General features: G+C 70.6%; 18 protein-coding genes. 7 read left to right on the top strand and 11 right to left on the bottom strand.

From position 1 onward, the window contains the following. Positions 1-191 precede the first annotated feature (191 nt). Together ACFYV1_RS11240 and dapA are read left to right on the top strand one after the other, a co-directional pair. Positions 192-2,039 carry an endonuclease/exonuclease/phosphatase family protein gene (locus ACFYV1_RS11240; protein ID WP_389395163.1) on the top strand — a complete coding sequence of 616 codons (1,848 nt, stop codon included), beginning with the start codon at positions 192-194 and terminating at the stop codon, positions 2,037-2,039. Positions 2,040-2,169: 130 nt separating this feature from the next. After that, positions 2,170-3,090 (top strand): 4-hydroxy-tetrahydrodipicolinate synthase, encoded by a 921-nt coding sequence (dapA, locus tag ACFYV1_RS11235; RefSeq protein ID WP_389395162.1) that lies wholly within the window; start codon positions 2,170-2,172, stop codon positions 3,088-3,090. Here dapA and ACFYV1_RS11230 read toward each other — a convergent pair. Together ACFYV1_RS11230 and dapD are read right to left on the bottom strand one after the other, a co-directional pair. Next, positions 3,075-3,290 carry a hypothetical protein gene (locus ACFYV1_RS11230; protein ID WP_389395161.1) on the bottom strand — a complete coding sequence of 72 codons (216 nt, stop codon included), beginning with the start codon at positions 3,288-3,290 and terminating at the stop codon, positions 3,075-3,077. The two genes, dapA and ACFYV1_RS11230, sit on opposite strands and share 16 nt — an antisense overlap. Positions 3,291-3,407: 117 nt before the next feature. Then, positions 3,408-4,400, bottom strand: coding sequence for a 2,3,4,5-tetrahydropyridine-2,6-dicarboxylate N-succinyltransferase (gene dapD / locus ACFYV1_RS11225; RefSeq protein WP_389395160.1), 993 nt, complete (start codon positions 4,398-4,400; stop codon positions 3,408-3,410). Between the two features lie 128 nt (positions 4,401-4,528). Here dapD and ACFYV1_RS11220 point away from each other — a divergent pair, with 128 nt between their 5' ends. Next, a complete protein-coding gene (locus ACFYV1_RS11220; protein WP_389395159.1) occupies positions 4,529-5,608 on the top strand; it encodes a hypothetical protein in 1,080 nt (359 codons plus the stop codon). A 252-nt stretch (positions 5,609-5,860) separates the two neighbouring features. Here ACFYV1_RS11220 and ACFYV1_RS11215 read toward each other — a convergent pair whose 3' ends face one another. The 9 genes from ACFYV1_RS11215 to ACFYV1_RS11175 all read right to left on the bottom strand — a co-directional run bounded on the left by ACFYV1_RS11215 (position 5,861) and on the right by ACFYV1_RS11175 (position 12,722). Continuing rightward, a complete protein-coding gene (locus tag ACFYV1_RS11215) occupies positions 5,861-6,019 on the bottom strand; it encodes a hypothetical protein (protein WP_389395158.1) in 159 nt (52 codons plus the stop codon). A 42-nt stretch (positions 6,020-6,061) separates the two neighbouring features. Further along, positions 6,062-6,400 carry a metal-sulfur cluster assembly factor gene (locus ACFYV1_RS11210; protein WP_264242686.1) on the bottom strand — a complete coding sequence of 113 codons (339 nt, stop codon included), beginning with the start codon at positions 6,398-6,400 and terminating at the stop codon, positions 6,062-6,064. Further along, complete coding sequence (gene sufU / locus ACFYV1_RS11205) at positions 6,397-6,864, bottom strand: Fe-S cluster assembly sulfur transfer protein SufU (RefSeq protein ID WP_389395157.1); 468 nt, start codon at positions 6,862-6,864, stop codon at positions 6,397-6,399. The genes ACFYV1_RS11210 and sufU overlap by 4 nt, the downstream gene beginning before the upstream one ends. An 8-nt stretch (positions 6,865-6,872) precedes the next feature. Beyond that, the gene (locus ACFYV1_RS11200; RefSeq protein ID WP_389395156.1) at positions 6,873-8,129 is read right to left on the bottom strand and encodes a cysteine desulfurase; all 1,257 of its coding nucleotides are present in this window, start codon (positions 8,127-8,129) and stop codon (positions 6,873-6,875) included. Beyond that, positions 8,126-8,890, bottom strand: coding sequence for a Fe-S cluster assembly ATPase SufC (sufC, locus tag ACFYV1_RS11195; protein ID WP_389395155.1), 765 nt, complete (start codon positions 8,888-8,890; stop codon positions 8,126-8,128). The genes ACFYV1_RS11200 and sufC overlap by 4 nt, the downstream gene beginning before the upstream one ends. A gap of 7 nt (positions 8,891-8,897) precedes the next feature. After that, on the bottom strand, positions 8,898-9,215 hold the full coding sequence (locus ACFYV1_RS11190; RefSeq protein WP_005319006.1) for a non-heme iron oxygenase ferredoxin subunit: 318 nt from the start codon (positions 9,213-9,215) through the stop codon (positions 8,898-8,900). Then, entirely contained in the window at positions 9,215-10,453 is a 1,239-nt protein-coding gene (gene sufD / locus ACFYV1_RS11185; RefSeq protein WP_389395154.1) for a Fe-S cluster assembly protein SufD, read from the bottom strand. The genes ACFYV1_RS11190 and sufD overlap by 1 nt, the downstream gene beginning before the upstream one ends. A gap of 62 nt (positions 10,454-10,515) precedes the next feature. Then, the gene (sufB, locus tag ACFYV1_RS11180; RefSeq protein WP_389395153.1) at positions 10,516-11,937 is read right to left on the bottom strand and encodes a Fe-S cluster assembly protein SufB; all 1,422 of its coding nucleotides are present in this window, start codon (positions 11,935-11,937) and stop codon (positions 10,516-10,518) included. Continuing rightward, on the bottom strand, positions 11,934-12,722 hold the full coding sequence (locus ACFYV1_RS11175; RefSeq protein WP_389395152.1) for a helix-turn-helix transcriptional regulator: 789 nt from the start codon (positions 12,720-12,722) through the stop codon (positions 11,934-11,936). The genes sufB and ACFYV1_RS11175 overlap by 4 nt, the downstream gene beginning before the upstream one ends. 216 nt (positions 12,723-12,938) lie before the next feature. Here ACFYV1_RS11175 and ACFYV1_RS11170 point away from each other — a divergent pair, with 216 nt between their 5' ends. From ACFYV1_RS11170 to ACFYV1_RS11155, 4 genes are read left to right on the top strand one after another with little or no spacing between them, the layout of a single operon-like run. Then, complete coding sequence (locus ACFYV1_RS11170; RefSeq protein ID WP_389395151.1) at positions 12,939-13,865, top strand: ABC transporter ATP-binding protein; 927 nt, start codon at positions 12,939-12,941, stop codon at positions 13,863-13,865. Then, positions 13,862-14,629, top strand: a complete 768-nt coding sequence (locus ACFYV1_RS11165) for an ABC transporter permease (protein WP_389395150.1) — start codon at positions 13,862-13,864, stop codon at positions 14,627-14,629. The genes ACFYV1_RS11170 and ACFYV1_RS11165 overlap by 4 nt, the downstream gene beginning before the upstream one ends. A gap of 49 nt (positions 14,630-14,678) precedes the next feature. Then, positions 14,679-15,845: a hypothetical protein gene (locus tag ACFYV1_RS11160; RefSeq protein WP_389395149.1), complete on the top strand. Its 1,167-nt coding sequence runs from the start codon at positions 14,679-14,681 to the stop codon at positions 15,843-15,845. Positions 15,846-15,870: 25 nt separating this feature from the next. Then, complete coding sequence (locus tag ACFYV1_RS11155) at positions 15,871-16,833, top strand: heme A synthase (RefSeq protein WP_389395148.1); 963 nt, start codon at positions 15,871-15,873, stop codon at positions 16,831-16,833. The last annotated feature ends 161 nt before the right edge of the window (positions 16,834-16,994 follow it).

The following is a 16,994-nucleotide window of genomic DNA, read 5'->3' as shown; positions in this document are numbered from 1 at the left end:
GGCCCGCCCGCCGAGCACGGCCGGCCCACCCGCGGTGCGGCCCACGGGTTCATCGGGCCTTCCTTCGCCGTACACCCGCCGACTCTTGACAAGGGGCCTGCCCAGACAAGAGATTGACGCGCGTAGAACCTCTCGGACCGTCCGACACGGTCCACGGACCCCTCATCCCTCACCTCCTCCGGAGAACCTTGATGCCTTCCTCCGTCGTACCGAGAACCGCCGCCGTCGCGGCCGTCGTCGCCGCCGCGCTGGCCGCGGGCCTGCTCGCCGGCTCCACGAGCGCCTCCGCCGCGGACACCGCGCCGGCCTCCCAGGTGCGGATCCACGACATCCAGGGCAGCACCCGCATATCGCCGCTGGCGGGTGAGCAGGTCGCCGATGTGCCGGGCGTCGTCACGGGTGTACGGACCTACGGCTCGCGGGGTTTCTGGTTCCAGGACCCCGAGGGCGACGGTGACGCGGCCACCAGCGAGGGAGTCTTCGTCTTCACCGGCTCCGTGCCCCAGGTCGCGGTCGGCGACCTGGTCAGGGTTTCCGGCACGGTCACGGAGTACGTCCCCGGTGGCGCGTCCTCCGGCAACCAGTCGCTGACGGAGGTGACGAGGCCGACCGTCACCGTGGTCTCCTCCGGCAACGAGGTGCCCGAGCCGGTCACCGTCTCCGCCTGGTCGGTGCCCGCGGCCTACGCCCCGGAGGGCGACCCGGCGGCCGGTGGCTCCATCAACGGCCTCCAGCTCGCCCCGCGCGAGTACGCCCTCGACTACTACGAGTCCCTCGAGGGCGCGAACGTCCGTATCGGCACCTCGCGCGTGGTGGGCGCGACCGACCCGTACGCCGAGCTGTGGGTCACGGTGAAGCCGTGGGAGAACGACAACCGGCGCGGCGGCACGGTCTACGGCTCGTACGAGTCGCAGAACACCGGGCGGCTGCAGATCCAGTCGCTGATCCCGCTCGCGCAGCAGCCCTTCCCGAAGGCGAACGTGGGTGACGTGCTCGCGGGCACCACGGAGGGTCCGCTGGACTTCAACCAGTACGGCGGCTACACGCTGACCGCGCGCACCCTGGGCACGGTCCACGACCGCGGCCTGGAGCGCGAGACGACCCGCCCGCAGCGCAGCGGCGAGCTGGCGGTGGCCACGTACAACGTGGAGAACCTGGACCCGTCCGACCCGCAGCAGAAGTTCGACGCGCTGGCGAAGGCCGTGGTGGAGAACCTGGCCTCGCCCGACATCCTCGCCCTCGAGGAGATCCAGGACGACACCGGCGCCAAGAACGACGGCACCGTCTCGGCCGCCGGGACGCTCAAGAAGTTCACGGACGCGATCGTCGCGGCCGGTGGACCGGCGTACGAGTGGCGCTCCGTCGACCCGGAGAACAACCAGGACGGCGGCCAGCCCGGCGGCAACATACGCCAGGTCTTCCTCTTCAACCCGGAGCGGGTCTCGTTCACGGACCGCGCCGGCGGCGACGCGACGACGGCGACCGGTGTCGTACGGGAGCGGGGCCGCGCCGCGCTGACCCTCTCCCCCGGCCGCATCGACCCGGCGAACGGCGCCTGGGAGGACAGCCGCAAGCCGCTGGCGGGCGAGTTCACCTTCCGGGGCCGGACGGTCTTCGTGATCGCCAACCACTTCGGTTCGAAGGGCGGCGACGAGTCGCTGGTCTCCCACCACCAGCCGCCGAACCGTTCCTCCGAGGCACAGCGCCTGCAGCAGGCGCAGTCCGTGAACACCTTCGTCAAGGACGTCCTCGAGGCGGACCACAAGGCGGACGTCCTGGTGCTCGGCGACATCAACGACTTCGAGTTCTCGCGGACGACAGAGGCGCTGGCCGACGGCGGTGTGCTCCACCCGGCGATCACGTCGCTCCCCCGCTCCGAGCGCTACTCGTACGTGTACCAGGGCAACAGCCAGGTGCTGGACCAGATCCTGACCAGCCCGTCGATCCGCGACTTCTCGTACGACAGCGTGCACATCAACGCCGAGTTCTCCGAGCAGAACAGCGACCACGACCCGCAGGTGCTGCGCTTCCGCCCGTAGGGGCACCGGCTGTGCGGCCGGCCGGCTCCCCGCGGCCGGCCGCGCACCACGGAATTCGGTAGCACTGCTACATGGTTACCCCAAGCAGATTTAACTGGAGCTACGGGTTGTCGGGGCGCAGACTGCCTGTATGACCTCCTCCCCTCCTTTCGGCCGCGCCCTGTGCGCCATGGTCACGCCCTTCGGTGACGACGGGTCCCTCGACCTGGACGGCGCGCAGAAGCTCGCCGCGCACCTCGTCGACGAAGGCTGTGACGGGCTGGTGCTGTCCGGCACCACCGGTGAGTCGCCGACGACCTCGGACGAGGAGAAGGCCGCGCTCGTACGGGCGGTGGCACAGGCGGTCGGCGACCGGGCCGTCGTCCTCGCGGGCGTCGGGACCGCGGACACCCGGCACACGGTCGAGCTCGCGCGGTCCGCAGAGGCTGCCGGTGCGGACGGCTTGCTGGTCGTCTCCCCGTACTACAGCCGCCCTCCGCAGGAGGCGGTACAGGCGTACTTCCTGCGGGTGGCCGACGCGGTCGGCGTCCCTCTGATGGTCTACGACATCCCTGGCCGCACGGGCGTGCGCGTGGAGCCGGAGACCATGCTGCGGCTCGCCGAGCACCCCCGCGTCGTGGCCGTGAAGGACTGCGCCTTCGACCTCCTGGGCAGCTCCAAGGTCATCGCGGGCAGCGGGCTGGCGTACTACGCGGGGAGCGAGGAGCTGAACCTGCCGCTGTACGCGGTGGGAGGTGCGGGCTTCGTCTCGACCGTGGCCAATGTCGCGGCCCGGCAGCTGCGCGCGGTGCTGGACGCCTACGACGCCGGCGACAACGCCCTGGCCACCGCGCTGAATCAGCGCACCCTGCCGCTGACGGAGTCGATGATGATGTCCGGACTGCCGGGCACGGTGACCGCCAAGGCCCTGCTCAAGACCCTCGGTCTGCCGTCCGGGCCGGTGCGTGAACCGCTGCAGCCCGCCGGGCGCGAGGCGACCGACGGGCTGCGGCAGGCGTACGCACGGCTGACCGCACGAGGGCTCGAACCGGTGCCTCAGTCGCGCACGTAGGTGCTGCCGAGGACCGCGACGTGCTCCAGCACGTCCTCGAGCGGGTCGTCGATCTGCCCGGTCGAGATGAGAGAGACGCTGTGTCCGTTGTGGGCGTCGGTGTGTGTCTCGTCGGCGTGCGCGGTCCCGTGCGACACCGCGGCCGCGAGCAGCGCGCCCACGCCGAGCGCGACCAGCCTGGCCGGCCCCTTGGTCCTCATGACGATTCCTCCCCTGTCTGCCGAGGCAGACGTGTGACTCCGCGTGTCCGGCCTGCTTATCTGCCCGCAGGCGGTCCGGGTTACGCGGAGTCACACGAAAGGGAGGCGCAGCCGCACTCAGTTGTGGCTGTGCAGTACCTCGTTGAGGCCGTCCCAGACCGCGTTGTTCGGGCGGGCCTCGACCGTGCCGGTGACCGAGTTGCGGCGGAAGAGGATGTTGCTCGCGCCGGACAGCTCACGGGCCTTGACGATCTGGCCGTCGGGCATCGTGACGCGGGTGCCCGCGGTGACGTACAGACCGGCTTCGACCACGCACTCGTCGCCGAGCGCGATTCCGACGCCCGCCTCCGCGCCGATGAGGCAGCGCTCGCCGATCGCGATGATCACGTTGCCGCCGCCGGACAGGGTTCCCATGGTGGAGGCGCCGCCGCCGATGTCGGAGCCGTCGCCGACGACGACACCCGCGGAGATGCGGCCCTCGACCATCGATGTGCCGAGAGTGCCGGCGTTGAAGTTGACGAAGCCCTCGTGCATGACGGTGGTGCCCTCGGCGAGGTGCGCGCCGAGGCGGACACGGTCGGCGTCGGCGACGCGTACGCCCTTGGGCGCGACGTAGTCCGTCATCCGCGGGAACTTGTCGATCGAGGTGACCTGGAGGTGCAGGCCCTCGGCGCGGGCGTTCAGCCGTACGGTCTCGACCTGGTCGACGGCGACGGGCCCGAGGCTGGTCCACGCGACGTTGGCGAGCAGCCCGAAGAGGCCGTCCAGGCTCTGTCCGTGCGGCTTGACGAGCCGGTGGGAGAGCAGGTGCAGACGCAGGTAGGCGTCGTGCGCGTCGAGCGGCTTATCGTCGAGCGAGGCGATGACGGTGCGCACGGCGACGACCTGGACACCGCGGCGGGCGTCGGGTCCGACGGCCTTCACGGCGGCTGCGCCAAGGAGTTCGGCGGCCTGCTCCGCGGTCAGCCGCTCGGTGCCGGCCGGACCCGGTTCGTCGGCGAGCCCGGGGGCGGGGAACCAGGTGTCGAGAACAACGCCGTCGTCGGTGATGGTGGCGAGGCCGGCGGCGACGGCGCCGGTGGTACGGGGTGCGGAAGACGTGTCGGTCATGACAGAAAACCTAACCGGCCGGGCGGCACCCGGGCCAACCGGTCTCAGTGACCGGGCGCTACGGTGAGCTGTTCGGGCAACGTGAACGCCCGGCGCGGTCAGCAGGAACACTCGGGGGGAAACAACCGATGTCGCACGGAACCATGCCGCCCTACCCGGGCCCGCCCGGTCCTCAGGGCTGGGGCGGCTGGATGCCACCGCCGCCCAGACCGGGGGTCATACCGCTCGCTCCCCTCGGCCTGGGCGACATCCTGGGCGGGGCGTTCACGACGATCGGCCGTCACTGGAAGCAGCTGCTCGGCATGGCGCTCGCCGCGTACGGCATGGCCCTCGTGGCCATCGGCGCGGCGATCGCGATCGCCTACCTGGCGCTCTCCGACCGGCTCGACAGGACACTGGACTCCGACGCGGCCCCCGGCTGGGAGGCCGTCGCGCCGCTGGTGTTCACCTTCGGCGGCGTCTATCTCTTCGGCCTGTTCATGATGCTGGTCGCCAACGGGCTGGTCTACGCGAGCTGCCCCACCGTCCTCCAGGACGCGGTTCTCGGTCACCGGTCGACGTTCGGTTCCGTCTGGCGGCGCAGCGCGCGGCGGCTCTGGTCGGTGCTCGGCACCGTCCTGCTGACCGCGCTGATCGTGGCGGTTCCGGTGCTGCTGCTCGGGGTCGCCTTTGTCACCGCCGTCATCACGCTCATCACGCTGTCCTCCGACGGCGGGAACTTCGGCTGGCTGGTCCTGGTCTGCTTCCTCGGCGCGCTGGCCACCGGTCCGCTGGCCGTCTGGCTCTGGGTTAAGTTCTGCCTCGCTCCGGCGGCGGCGGTCGTCGAGGGCCAGGGCGCCGTCGCGGCGATGTCCCGCTCCTCGCAACTGGTGCGCGGCGACTGGTGGCGGGTCTTCGGCATATCGCTGCTGGCCTACGTCATCGCGGCGGTGGCGAGCTATCTGATCCAGCTGCCGTTCTCGTTCCTCAACATCCTGGGTCCGAGCTTCGCGGACGACGCGTCCAGCAGCGGTGCCGCGCTCACCATCGTCATCACGTCGCTGGTGTTCGGCCTTGTCGCCGTCCTGATCGGCCAGGCCCTCACCTCCGCGTTCCCGCAGCTGGTGCTGGGCCTGCTCTACGTCGACCAGCGGATCCGCAAGGAGAACCTGGCGGCCGGCCTCGCGCAGGCGGCGGCCGCGCCGCCTGCGGCGTACCCGGGGGCGTAGCCCGGCGGGTACGCCCCGTGCCGCGTACCCGGGGCGTACACCGGCGCCCTCGCCGCCGGCCCGCGCGCTCCGGGCGCAGCCGCTGGTCGAGGAGCGTCTGTGCCCGCGCGCTGCGGGCGCAGCCCCTGGTCGAGCAGCGTCTTCTTCGGCCGCAGCGCGCAGAACCCGTTGCCCTCGGGGTCGGCGAGGACCGTCCAGGTGACGACCTCGCCCTGGCCGACGTCGGCCCCGCGGTCCCGCGCTCCGGCACGGTCAGGAACGCGATGCCGGGCAGCGCGTCCGCATCGGCGCCGATGACGCCTCCTCCGGGTCCTCGTGGAGAACCTGCCGGTCGAGGACCGCCGCCCGGAAGCGGGCGAGCGCCGGGCCGTCGGAGCAGTCGATCGCGATTGGACGCAGAGAAACGGCCATGCCCGCCAGAGTGCCTGGCGGGCATGGCCGTTTCGGGTGTTCTCAGACGTTGAAGCCGAGCGCGCGAAGCTGCTCGCGACCGTCATCCGTGATCTTGTCCGGGCCCCACGGCGGCATCCAGACCCAGTTGATCTTGAGCTCGTTGACGATGCCGTCGGTGGCGGACTTCGCCTGGTCCTCGATCACGTCGGTCAGCGGGCAGGCCGCCGACGTCAGGGTCATGTCCAGCGTCGCGACGTTGGAATCGTCGATGTGGATGCCGTAGATGAGGCCGAGGTTGACGACGTCGATGCCCAGCTCGGGGTCGACGACGTCGTACAGCGCCTCGCGGACCTCTTCCTCGGACGCCGGCTTGACGGCAACCGTCTCGTTCTCGCTCATGCGCTCTTCCTCACAGCATTGTCTTCGCCCATGGCCTGGGCCGTCGCGTCCTTCCACGCCATCCAGCTCAGCAGCGCGCACTTCACCCGGGCGGGGTACTTGGAGACGCCGGCGAACGCGACCGCGTCCTCCAGCACCTCCTCCATCGCGTCGTCCGGCTCGATCTGGCCCTTGGACTGCATCAGCTCCAGGAAGGTGCCCTGGATCCTCTGCGCCTCCGCGAGCTCCTTGCCGACCAGCAGTTCGTTCAGCACGGATGCGCTGGCCTGGCTGATGGAACAGCCCTGCCCCTCGTAGGACACGTCCTCGATTCGCGATCCGTCGTACTTCACTCGGAGCGTGATCTCGTCGCCGCACGTCGGATTGACGTGGTGCACCTCGGCGTCCCCGTCCCGCAAGCCCCGCCCGTGGGGGTGCTTGTAGTGGTCCAGGATGACGTCCTGGTACATCGAATCCAGCTTCACATCGTCCCCTAGCCGAAGAAATTCCGGACGTGCTCCAGGCCGTCGACCAGAGCATCGACCTCTGCCGGCGTGGAGTACAGATAGAACGACGCTCGCGTGGTCGCAGGAATTCCGTACCGCAGGCAGACGGGGCGCGCGCAGTGGTGACCCACGCGGACCGCGATGCCCTGCTCGTCGAGGACCTGGCCCACGTCGTGCGGGTGGATGTCACCGAGCGTGAACGAGATCGCCGCTCCGCGGTCCTCGGCCGTCGTCGGGCCGATGATCCGCAGGTCCGGGACCTCCAGCAGCCGCTTCACCGCGTACTCGGTGAGCGCGTGCTCATGCTGGGCGATCTTGTCCATGCCGATCGAGGTGAGGTAGTCCACGGCCGCGCCGAGGCCGACGGCCTGCGCGATCGGGGGCGTGCCCGCCTCGAACTTGTGCGGCGCCGGAGCGTACGTCGACGAGTGCATCGAGACGGTCTCGATCATCTCGCCGCCGCCGAGGAACGGCGGGAGGTCCTCGAGGAGCTCCTGCCGGCCCCACAGCACACCGATGCCGGTCGGACCGCACATCTTGTGGCCGGTGAAGGCCACGAAGTCGGCCTGCAGCGCCTGCACGTCCAGCACCATGTGCGGGGCGGCCTGCGAGGCGTCGATCAGCACCAGGGCGCCGACGTCCTGGGCGCGGCGGACGATCGCCTCGACCGGGTTGACCGTGCCCATGATGTTGGAGACCAGCGTGAAGGAGACGATCTTCGTCTTCTCGGTGATGACCTCTTCGATGTTCGACAGGTCGAGCCTGCCGTCGTCGGTGAGGCCGAACCACTTCAGCTTCGCGCCGGTGCGCTGCGACAGCAGCTGCCACGGGACGATGTTGGAGTGGTGCTCCATCTCCGTGATGACGACCTCGGTGTCGCTGTCCACCCGGTAGGGCTCGTCGGCCCAGCCCAGCATGTTGGCGACGAGGTTGAGCGACTCCGAGGCGTTCTTGGTGAAGATCACCTCGTCGCGGCTCGGCGCGTTGATGAAGGCGGCGACCTTGTCACGGGCGCCCTCGTACAGCGCCGTGGCCTCCTCGGCGAGCACATGGACGCCGCGGTGCACATTGGCGTTGTGCTGCTCGTAGTACTCACTGAGTACGTCGATCACCTGGCGCGGCGTCTGGGAGGTCGCCGCGTTGTCCAGGTAGATGAGCTTCTTGCCGTCGTGGAGCACCCGGTCGAGGATCGGGAAGTCCTTACGGATCGCCTCTGTGTCGAGGAGGCCCGGCAGTGTGATCACGCGGTGACGCCTCCCTTGGTGTACGCCTCGTAGCCCTCGTTCTCCAGCTTGTCGGCGAGCTCGGGGCCACCCGACTCGACGATCCGGCCGTTCGCGAAGACGTGGACGTGGTCGGGCTTGATGTAGCGCAGGATCCGCGTGTAGTGCGTGATCAGCAGGGTGCCAACCTCGCCGGTCTCGCGGACGCGGTTGACGCCCTCGGAGACGATGCGCAGCGCGTCGACGTCCAGGCCGGAGTCGGTCTCGTCGAGGATCGCGAGCTTCGGCTTGAGCAGCTCGAGCTGGAGGATCTCGTGGCGCTTCTTCTCACCGCCGGAGAAGCCCTCGTTGACGTTGCGCTCGGCGAAGGCGGGGTCCATGTTGAGGCGCTCCATGGCCTCCCGGACCTCCTTCACCCAGGTACGCAGCTTGGGGGCCTCGCCGCGCATCGCGGTGGCGGAGGTGCGCAGGAAGTTGGAGACCGAGACGCCGGGGACCTCGACCGGGTACTGCATGGCGAGGAAGACGCCGGCGCGGGCGCGTTCGTCGACGCTCATCTCCAGGACGTCCTCGCCGTCCAGGGTCACGGTGCCGCTGGTGATCGTGTACTTGGGGTGGCCCGCGAGGGAGTAGGCGAGGGTCGACTTGCCGGAGCCGTTGGGGCCCATGATGGCGTGGGTCTCGCCCTGCTTCACGGTCAGGTCGACGCCCTTGAGGATCTCCTTCGTGGCGTTGTCGGCCTCGACGGAAACGTGCAGGTCGCGGATTTCAAGCGTTGCCATGGGTGACTCAGGACTCCTGGGTGACGGAGACGAGCACATCGTCCCCTTCGATCTTGACGGGGTATACGGGGACGGGGCGCGTCGCGGGAAGGCCGGACGGCTTGCCGGTGCGGAGGTCGAAGGCACTGCCGTGCAGCCAGCACTCGATCTGGCAGTCCTCGACCTCGCCCTCCGAGAGCGAGACGTTCGCGTGCGAGCAGATGTCGTGGATGGCGAACACCTCGCCCTCGGTCCGCACGACGGAGACCGGCGTGCCGTCGAGTTCCACCCGCTTGGGGGTGTCCTCCTCGAGCTCGCTCAGCGCGCACGCTTTGACGAAGGCCATCAGGCTGACGCCTCCAGAACCGACGCCTCCAGCTCGGCGTCGATCTTGTCGAGCAGGCGCTCCTCGACGTCCGGCAGACCGATCTGCTGGACGAGCTCGGCGAAGAAGCCGCGGACGACGAGGCGGCGGGCCTCGGCCTGCGGGATGCCGCGCGCCATCAGGTAGAACAGCTGCTCGTCGTCGAAGCGGCCGGTGGCGGAGGCGTGACCGGCGCCGGCGATCTCACCGGTCTCGATCTCGAGGTTCGGCACCGAGTCGACCCGCGCACCGTCCGTGAGGACGAGGTTGCGGTTCATCTCGTAGGTGTCGGTGCCCTCGGCCATGACCCGGATCAGCACGTCGCCGATCCACACCGCGTGGGCGTCGTCGCCCTGCAGCGCGCCCTTGTAGACGGCGTTGGACTTGCAGTGCGGCATGTTGTGGTCGACGAGGAGGCGGTGCTCCTGGTGCTGGCCCTTGTCGGTGAAGTACAGGCCGAACAGCTCGGCCTCGCCACCGGTTCCGGCGTAGGAGACGCGCGGGTGGAGGCGGACCAGGTCGCCGCCGAAGGTGACCACGACCGACTTGAAGGAGGCGTCCCGGCCGACCAGCGCGTTGTGCTGGGCGACGTGGACGGCCTTGTCGTCCCAGTCCTGGACGGACACGACGGTGAGCTTGGCACCGTCGCCGAGGACGTAGTCGACGTTCGCCGCGAGCACGGCGTCACCGGTGTGGTCGATGACGACGACCGCCTCGGCGAACGCGCCGAGCTCCACCACCTGGTGGCCGAAGGCGGTCCCGCCCTCGCCGTGCACGGCGATACGGATCGGCTCCGCGAGCACGGTCTCCTTGGGCACGGTCACCACGGTGGCCTGCTCGAAGGAGGAGTACGCCTGGGCGGCGACCCGGTCCACCGGGGTGCCGGCCCTGCCGAGGCGCGCGTCGTCACGGCCGACGGTCTCGACGGTGACGCCCTCGGGGGCGTCGATCGCGACCTTGAGCGCGGTGCCGTTGGCGACGGCGGTGCCGTCGTGCAGACCGGCGAGGCGCTCCAGCGGAGTGAAGCGCCACTCCTCCTCGCGGCCGTGCGGGACCGGGAAGTCCGCCACGTCGAACGACGGGGGCGCACTCATACGGGTCGCGACGGTCGACTCGGCGGCCACCGCGATCGAGCCGGCGGTGGTGGAGCCCACCGGTGGGGGTCCCCCCTGGACCGGGGTCTTACGGAGGTCCTCGGGGGCGTTCTGAGCCTCAGCCATGGCTGTCGTCTTGCTCTCTTCCTACGTCAGAAATCAGTCGCTGCCTGCGGTCTCGGAGGGCGTCAGCCCACCGAGCCCTCCATCTGCAGCTCGATCAGCCGGTTGAGCTCCAGCGCGTACTCCATGGGGAGCTCCTTGGCGATCGGCTCGACGAAGCCGCGCACGATCATCGCCATCGCCTCGAACTCGGTCATCCCGCGGCTCATCAGGTAGAAAAGCTGGTCCTCCGAGACCTTGGAGACGGTCGCCTCGTGACCCATGGAGACGTCGTCCTCGCGGACGTCGACGTACGGGTAGGTGTCGGAGCGCGAGATCGTGTCGACCAGCAGAGCGTCGCAGAGCACGTTGGACTTGGCACCCGGGGCGCCCTCGCCGATCTCGATCAGACCGCGGTAGGACGTGCGGCCGCCGCCTCGTGCCACCGACTTGGAGACGATGTTGGAGGAGGTGTTCGGGGCCATGTGGACCATCTTGGCGCCGGCGTCCTGGTGCTGGCCCTCGCCCGCGAAGGCGATGGACAGGGTCTCGCCCTTGGCGTGCTCGCCCATCAGGTAGACGGCCGGGTACTTCATGGTCACCTTGGAGCCGATGTTGCCGTCGACCCACTCCATGGTCGCGCCCTCGTACGCCACGGCGCGCTTGGTGACCAGGTTGTAGACGTTGTTCGACCAGTTCTGGATGGTCGTGTAGCGGCAGCGGCCGCCCTTCTTGACGATGATCTCGACGACGGCGCTGTGCAGCGAGTCCGAGGAGTAGATCGGGGCGGTGCAGCCCTCGACGTAGTGGACGTAGGCGTCCTCGTCGACGATGATCAGCGTCCGCTCGAACTGGCCCATGTTCTCCGTGTTGATACGGAAGTAGGCCTGCAGCGGGATGTCCACGTGGACGCCCTTGGGGACGTAGATGAACGATCCGCCGGACCACACGGCCGTGTTCAGCGAGGCGAACTTGTTGTCGCCGACCGGGATGACGGTGCCGAAGTACTCCTGGAAGAGCTCCGGGTGCTCCTTCAGCGCGGTGTCCGTGTCGAGGAAGATGACGCCCTGCTCCTCCAGGTCCTCACGGATCTGGTGGTAGACGACCTCGGACTCGTACTGGGCGGCGACACCGGCGACCAGGCGCTGCTTCTCCGCCTCCGGGATGCCGAGCTTGTCGTAGGTGTTCTTGATGTCCTCGGGCAGCTCCTCCCACGAGGCGGCCTGTGCCTCGGTGGAGCGCACGAAGTACTTGATGTTGTCGAAGTCGATGCCGGAGAGGTCGGAGCCCCAGTTCGGCATGGGCTTCTTGTCGAAGAGGCGCAGACCCTTCAGCCGCAGCTTCAGCATCCACTCCGGCTCGTTCTTCTTCGCGGAGATGTCGCGGACGACGTCCTCGGAGAGACCGCGCTTGGCCGCGGCACCGGCCGCGTCGGAGTCGGCCCAGCCGAATTCGTACTTACCCAGACCCTCGAGTTCGGGGTGGGCAGTCTCCGTGGGGAGAGTCATGCGGGGTTCCTCCCGGCCGTGCTTGCAGAAGCTGATGGTGTGGTGCTGGTCTGTGTGGTGCTGTCCTGCGGCGGGGTGCCCGGCGGCGAGGTGCCGCCCTGTGGCGCGCCGTGCGGGATGAATGTGGTGCAGACGCCGTCGCCGTGGGCGATGGTGGCGAGCCGCTGCACATGCGTCCCGAGGAGCCGCGAGAAGAACTCGGTCTCCGCCTCGCACAGCTGCGGGTACTTCTCGGCCGCGTGGGCGACCGGGCAGTGGTGCTGGCAGAGCTGCTCGCCGACCGGTGCGCTGCGAGCCGTAGCAGCGTACCCGTCGGCGCTGAGCGCCTTCGCCAGCGCTTCGGTGCGCTCCTGGGGTCCCACCGCCTCGACCGCCGCGCGGTAGGCCTCGCCCTGCGCCTCGATCCGGTCCCGGGCGAAGGCGGCGACGGCCGGCTCGCCGCCGGCGTGCTGCTCGATCCAGCGCAGGGCGTCGACGGCCAGCGTGTCGTACGACTGGTCGAAGGCGTCACGGCCGCAGTCGGTGAGGGCGAACACCTTGGCGGGCCTGCCGCGGGTGCGGGCACCGTAGACACGCTGCTCGCGCGGTTCCACGACGTTCTCGGAGACGAGGGTGTCGAGGTGCCGGCGGACGGCTGCCTGGGTGAGTCCCAGACGCCCCGCGAGGTCGGCCACGGTGGACGGGCCGTGGTCCAGGATGGACCGCGCGACGCGGTTGCGGGTGGAGTGATCCGACCGCAGACCCGCCGCGAGTTCCTCCTGGGGAGCCTCACCGAGGTTTTTCACAACGCCATTGTTGCGTAATTCCTCAGGGACTGACAAGCGGCCTCGTGATCACGGCGCGGTGCCGTGCATCACTTAGGCAAACCTAAGCTGACCTGCGGAAATGATCACTCGGAGGGTCGAAGGCCAGGTGAGGGCGCACCCGCCGCGCACCACGGTCCGGTACCCGCCAGGGCCCCCGGACGGGGACTCCCCCGGCGCCCGCCTAGACTTCCCGGCATGCTGAGCGAGCCTGCCGTCCGTGTCCGGGGCCTGGTCAAGCGGTACGGACCCAAGGCCGCCGTGGACGGCCTCGACCTCGACGTCGCCACGGGTTCCGTGACCGCCGTGCTGGGGCCCAACGGCGCGGGCAAGACCACCACGATCGAGACCTGCGAGGGCTACCGCCGCGCCGACGCCGGGACCGTACGGGTCCTCGGCCTCGACCCGGTCGCGGACGCCGCGCGGCTGCGGCCCCGCATCGGCGTGATGCTCCAGTCCGGCGGCGTCTACTCCGGCGCCCGGGCCGACGAGATGCTCCGCCACATGGCCACGCTGCACGCCCACCCCCTCGACGTCGACGCCCTGATCGAGCGCCTCGGCCTCGGCACCTGCGGGCGCACGACGTACCGCCGGCTCTCCGGCGGCCAGCAGCAGCGGCTCGCACTGGCGATGGCGGTCGTGGGCCGGCCCGAGATCGTCTTCCTCGACGAACCGACCGCCGGCCTCGACCCGCAGGCCCGCCGCGCCACCTGGGACCTCGTGCGGGAACTGCGCACGGACGGCGTCACTACCGTGCTGACCACGCACTTCATGGACGAGGCGGAGGAACTCTCCGACGACGTCGCCATCGTCGACGCGGGCCGGATCGTCGCCAGGGGCAGCACCGACGAGCTGTGCCGCGGCGGCGCGGAGAACACGCTGCGCTTCACCGGACGCCCCGGCCTCGACCTCGGCTCCCTGCTCAAAGCGCTCCCCGACGGCTGCGCGGCGGCGGAGCTCACACCGGGCGCCTACCGGATCACCGGAGACGTCGATCCGCAGCTGCTGGCGACCGTCACCTCCTGGTGCGCCCAGCACGGCGTACTGCCGCACGGCATCTCGGTCGAGCGGCACACCCTCGAGGACGTCTTCCTGGAACTGACCGGCAAGGAGCTGCGCGCATGAGCGCCGGTACGTACACACCGGCGCCCGGCGCCGCCCCGCTGACCCGCATGATCACCGCGCAGGCCGCCTTCGAGACGAGGATGCTGCTGCGCAACGGGGAGCAACTGCTGCTGACGGTGATCATCCCGGCGCTGCTGCTGGCGCTGTTCTCCACCGTCGACATCGTCGACACCGGCAGCGGCCCCGCCGTCGACTTCCTCGCCCCCGGCGTCCTCGCGCTCGCCGTGATGTCCACCGCCTTCACCGGCCAGGCCATCGCCACCGGCTTCGAGCGGCGCTACGGAGTCCTCAAGCGGCTGGGGGCCTCGCCGATCCCGCGCTGGGCCCTGATGACCGCGAAGACCCTCTCCGTCCTGGTCACCGAGGTGCTCCAGGTCGCACTGCTGACCGTGATCGCCTTCGCGCTCGGCTGGTCCCCGCACGGCAACCCGCTGTACGTCGTACTGCTGCTCGTCCTCGGCACCGCCGCCTTCTCCGGGCTCGGTCTCCTGATGGCCGGCACGCTCAAGGCGGAGGCGACGCTGGCCGCCGCCAACCTCGTCTTCCTCCTGCTGCTCGTCGGCGGCGGCGTGATCGTGCCCCTGGACAAGTTCCCCGGCGCCGTCGCCACCGCGCTCGGATGGCTGCCGATCTCGGCACTCTCCGACGGGCTGCGCGACGTGCTCCAGCACGGCGCCGGCATGCCGTGGGGCAATCTGGGCATCCTCGCCCTCTGGGCGGTGCTCGGACTGGGCGCGGCCGCCCGGACCTTCCGCTGGGAGTGACACGCGCGCCAGGATGACCCTGCCGAGACCCGCACGGTGGGAGGCCTGGATGGAGCGCACTGCCGCACTGCGACTGGACGCGGAGTGGGCGAAGGTGAGGGCCGGCCGGCCGGCGGCCTCACCCGGGGAACGCGAGCGGTTGCTGACCGACCTGATCTCGGCCCTCGCCCCGCACGCCGCGGGTGACCTCTCCCTCGCCGCCCGGCTGAGCCTGCGGTACGAGGACCTGGCCCGCCACCACTTCGACACCGGCAGGCGCGACGCGGCGCTGAGCGCCGTCGACGAGGCCGTCCGGCACTGCGCCGAGCCCGCGGAGCACGACGACGAGCACGCCCGCTGGTACGCGAGGGCCCTGATCAGCCAGGCCGTCTATCTCGCGGAACCCCTCAGCGACGAGCTCGGCCTGCCGCGCTACGCCTTCCGCCCGCACGGCGAACAGCCGTGCGCCGAGGACCGCCTGGCGGGTCTGGCCGCCGTGGAGGCGACCCACCGGGCGATCGCCGTGTGGGAACGGCTCGACCAGGGCGACCCGCGCAACCGCGAGGGGCTCGCCCAGGCACACGTCTTCCTCGGCGACCGGCTGGAGGAGCTCGGCAGGCCGGTCGACGCCGCCGAATGGGCGGTACGGGCGGAACGCGAGTTCCACGCGCTGTGGCAGGCGCCCGACCCGGCCGACCGCGCCCACGCCGCGATCCTGGAGCATCTCGGCGATCAGCTCGAGCGCCGGCTGCGCCGCTGTCCGTTCGAGGGCGGCCTCACCCAGCTGCACAAGCGCGGGCTGCTGCCGGAGCGCCGGATGCCGCTCGCCGTCGTCGCGGCACGGATCGAGGGCGTGACGCCGGACGCGATCGCGAAGGGGCTCGGCATCGGCCGGGCGGAGGTGGACCGGATCCTGCGCGCCCGCTCGTGGCGGGCGGTGTGGCGGTTCGACGTGCGGGCGGCCGACGGCTCCTGGGCGCCGATGGCGCACCCCTGGCGGGGCATGGACGCGGTCACCGACTGCACGGCCGCGGCGGTGGCCGCCGAGCTGACGGACGCGTTCCTGCACTCGCCGGACGTGCCGCCCGCGCCCACGCCGTGGCGCTTCGCGCTGTGGTGGGAGGAGGAGGACCATCTCGACGGGTCCCGCTTCCGCGTGACGTCCGCGTCCCTTGCCGAGGCGGCCTCCCCGCGGGTCCCCGAACCGGCGCGGGAGCCCTCCGCGGACCCCTCGTGAAACCGTGCACAAGCCTCCGCCTACCATGGTGGCCGTGCAGACCCCCCTCGCCTATATCGCCCAGCGCTGGACACCGTCGCCCAAAATCCTGCGGCGGGCCGCGTTCTCGGCCGTCGTGATGACCGTCGTCATCGTCGTCACCGGCGGCGCCGTACGGCTCACCGGCTCCGGTCTCGGCTGCGACACCTGGCCCAAGTGCACGGACGACAGTCTCTTCGCCACGCCCGAACAGGGCATCCACGGCGCGATCGAGTTCGGCAACCGAATGCTGACGTACGTCCTGTCGGCGGCAGTCGGCTGGGCGATCGTCGCCGTGCGCGCCACCAAGCCGTGGCGGCGCGGCCTGAGCCGGCTGGCCTGGACGCAGTTCTGGATCGTCCTGGGCAACGCCGTCATCGGCGGCATCACCGTGTGGGCGGGCCTCAACCCGTGGAGCGTGGCCGGACACTTCCTGCTCGCCAACGCGCTGCTCACGGTCGCGACCGTCACCTGGGTGCGCACCGGCGAGGGCGACGAGCCGCCCCGGCCGCGGGTCCCGCGGCCGGTCCGCAAACTGTCGTGGGCGATCGTCGGGGTCTCCGCGCTGCTGATCACCCTCGGCACGACGGTCACCGGCTCCGGCAAGCACGCGGGCGACAGCAGTGACGTCCCGCGCATGCCGTGGGACTGGTCCGCCGCCGCGCACATCCACGCGATCGCCGCGTGGGTGGTGTGCGCGCTGGCCGTCGCGATGTGGCTCGTCCTGCGCGTGGTCGACGCCCCCGACGACATCCGGGCCCGGGCCCGCGACCTGCTGCTGGTGGTGCTGCTGCAGGGGGCGCTCGGTTACGTGCAGTACCTCACTGGCGTGCCGGAGTTGCTGGTGGGCGCGCACATGCTCGGCTCCTCGCTGATGTGGATCGCGGTGCTGAGGCTGGCGCTGAGCCTGCGGGAGCGGGAGCCGGCACGGGTGCCGGCGGCGCCCGACGCGGCGCTGACCTCGGCCTGAGCCCCCACCGCCGCGCGGGCCGGTCCCCTACCCCCTGCGGCCTGGCGGCCATGGGGGGTAGCCCCTCCCAACAACCGGGCTCGGTCCGGACCCGTCCACCGCGCTCCGCGCGGTGTTTCGGGGGCGCTGCCCCCGGACCCCCGCGCCTCAAACGCCGGCGA

Origin of the sequence: Streptomyces sp. NPDC003023, assembly GCF_042888225.1 — a bacterium.
Lineage (GTDB): Bacteria > Actinomycetota > Actinomycetes > Streptomycetales > Streptomycetaceae > Streptomyces.
Note: the sequence above shows the minus strand (reverse complement) of the source record. Positions and strands in the feature narration are given on the sequence as shown.

Coding starts and splice junctions, on each gene's coding strand:
- ACFYV1_RS11190 (WP_005319006.1), bottom strand. CDS start 9,215: ATGGCCTTCGTCAAAGCGTGCGCGCTGAGCGAGCTCGAGGAGGACACC.
- ACFYV1_RS11170 (WP_389395151.1), top strand. CDS start 12,939: ATGCTGAGCGAGCCTGCCGTCCGTGTCCGGGGCCTGGTCAAGCGGTAC.
- sufD (WP_389395154.1), bottom strand. CDS start 10,453: ATGGCTGAGGCTCAGAACGCCCCCGAGGACCTCCGTAAGACCCCGGTC.
- ACFYV1_RS11210 (WP_264242686.1), bottom strand. CDS start 6,400: ATGAGCGAGAACGAGACGGTTGCCGTCAAGCCGGCGTCCGAGGAAGAG.
- sufC (WP_389395155.1), bottom strand. CDS start 8,890: ATGGCAACGCTTGAAATCCGCGACCTGCACGTTTCCGTCGAGGCCGAC.
- ACFYV1_RS11160 (WP_389395149.1), top strand. CDS start 14,679: ATGGAGCGCACTGCCGCACTGCGACTGGACGCGGAGTGGGCGAAGGTG.
- ACFYV1_RS11240 (WP_389395163.1), top strand. CDS start 192: ATGCCTTCCTCCGTCGTACCGAGAACCGCCGCCGTCGCGGCCGTCGTC.
- dapD (WP_389395160.1), bottom strand. CDS start 4,400: ATGACCGACACGTCTTCCGCACCCCGTACCACCGGCGCCGTCGCCGCC.
- ACFYV1_RS11220 (WP_389395159.1), top strand. CDS start 4,529: ATGTCGCACGGAACCATGCCGCCCTACCCGGGCCCGCCCGGTCCTCAG.
- ACFYV1_RS11215 (WP_389395158.1), bottom strand. CDS start 6,019: ATGGCCGTTTCTCTGCGTCCAATCGCGATCGACTGCTCCGACGGCCCG.
- ACFYV1_RS11230 (WP_389395161.1), bottom strand. CDS start 3,290: ATGAGGACCAAGGGGCCGGCCAGGCTGGTCGCGCTCGGCGTGGGCGCG.
- dapA (WP_389395162.1), top strand. CDS start 2,170: ATGACCTCCTCCCCTCCTTTCGGCCGCGCCCTGTGCGCCATGGTCACG.
- sufB (WP_389395153.1), bottom strand. CDS start 11,937: ATGACTCTCCCCACGGAGACTGCCCACCCCGAACTCGAGGGTCTGGGT.
- ACFYV1_RS11155 (WP_389395148.1), top strand. CDS start 15,871: ATGGTGGCCGTGCAGACCCCCCTCGCCTATATCGCCCAGCGCTGGACA.
- ACFYV1_RS11165 (WP_389395150.1), top strand. CDS start 13,862: ATGAGCGCCGGTACGTACACACCGGCGCCCGGCGCCGCCCCGCTGACC.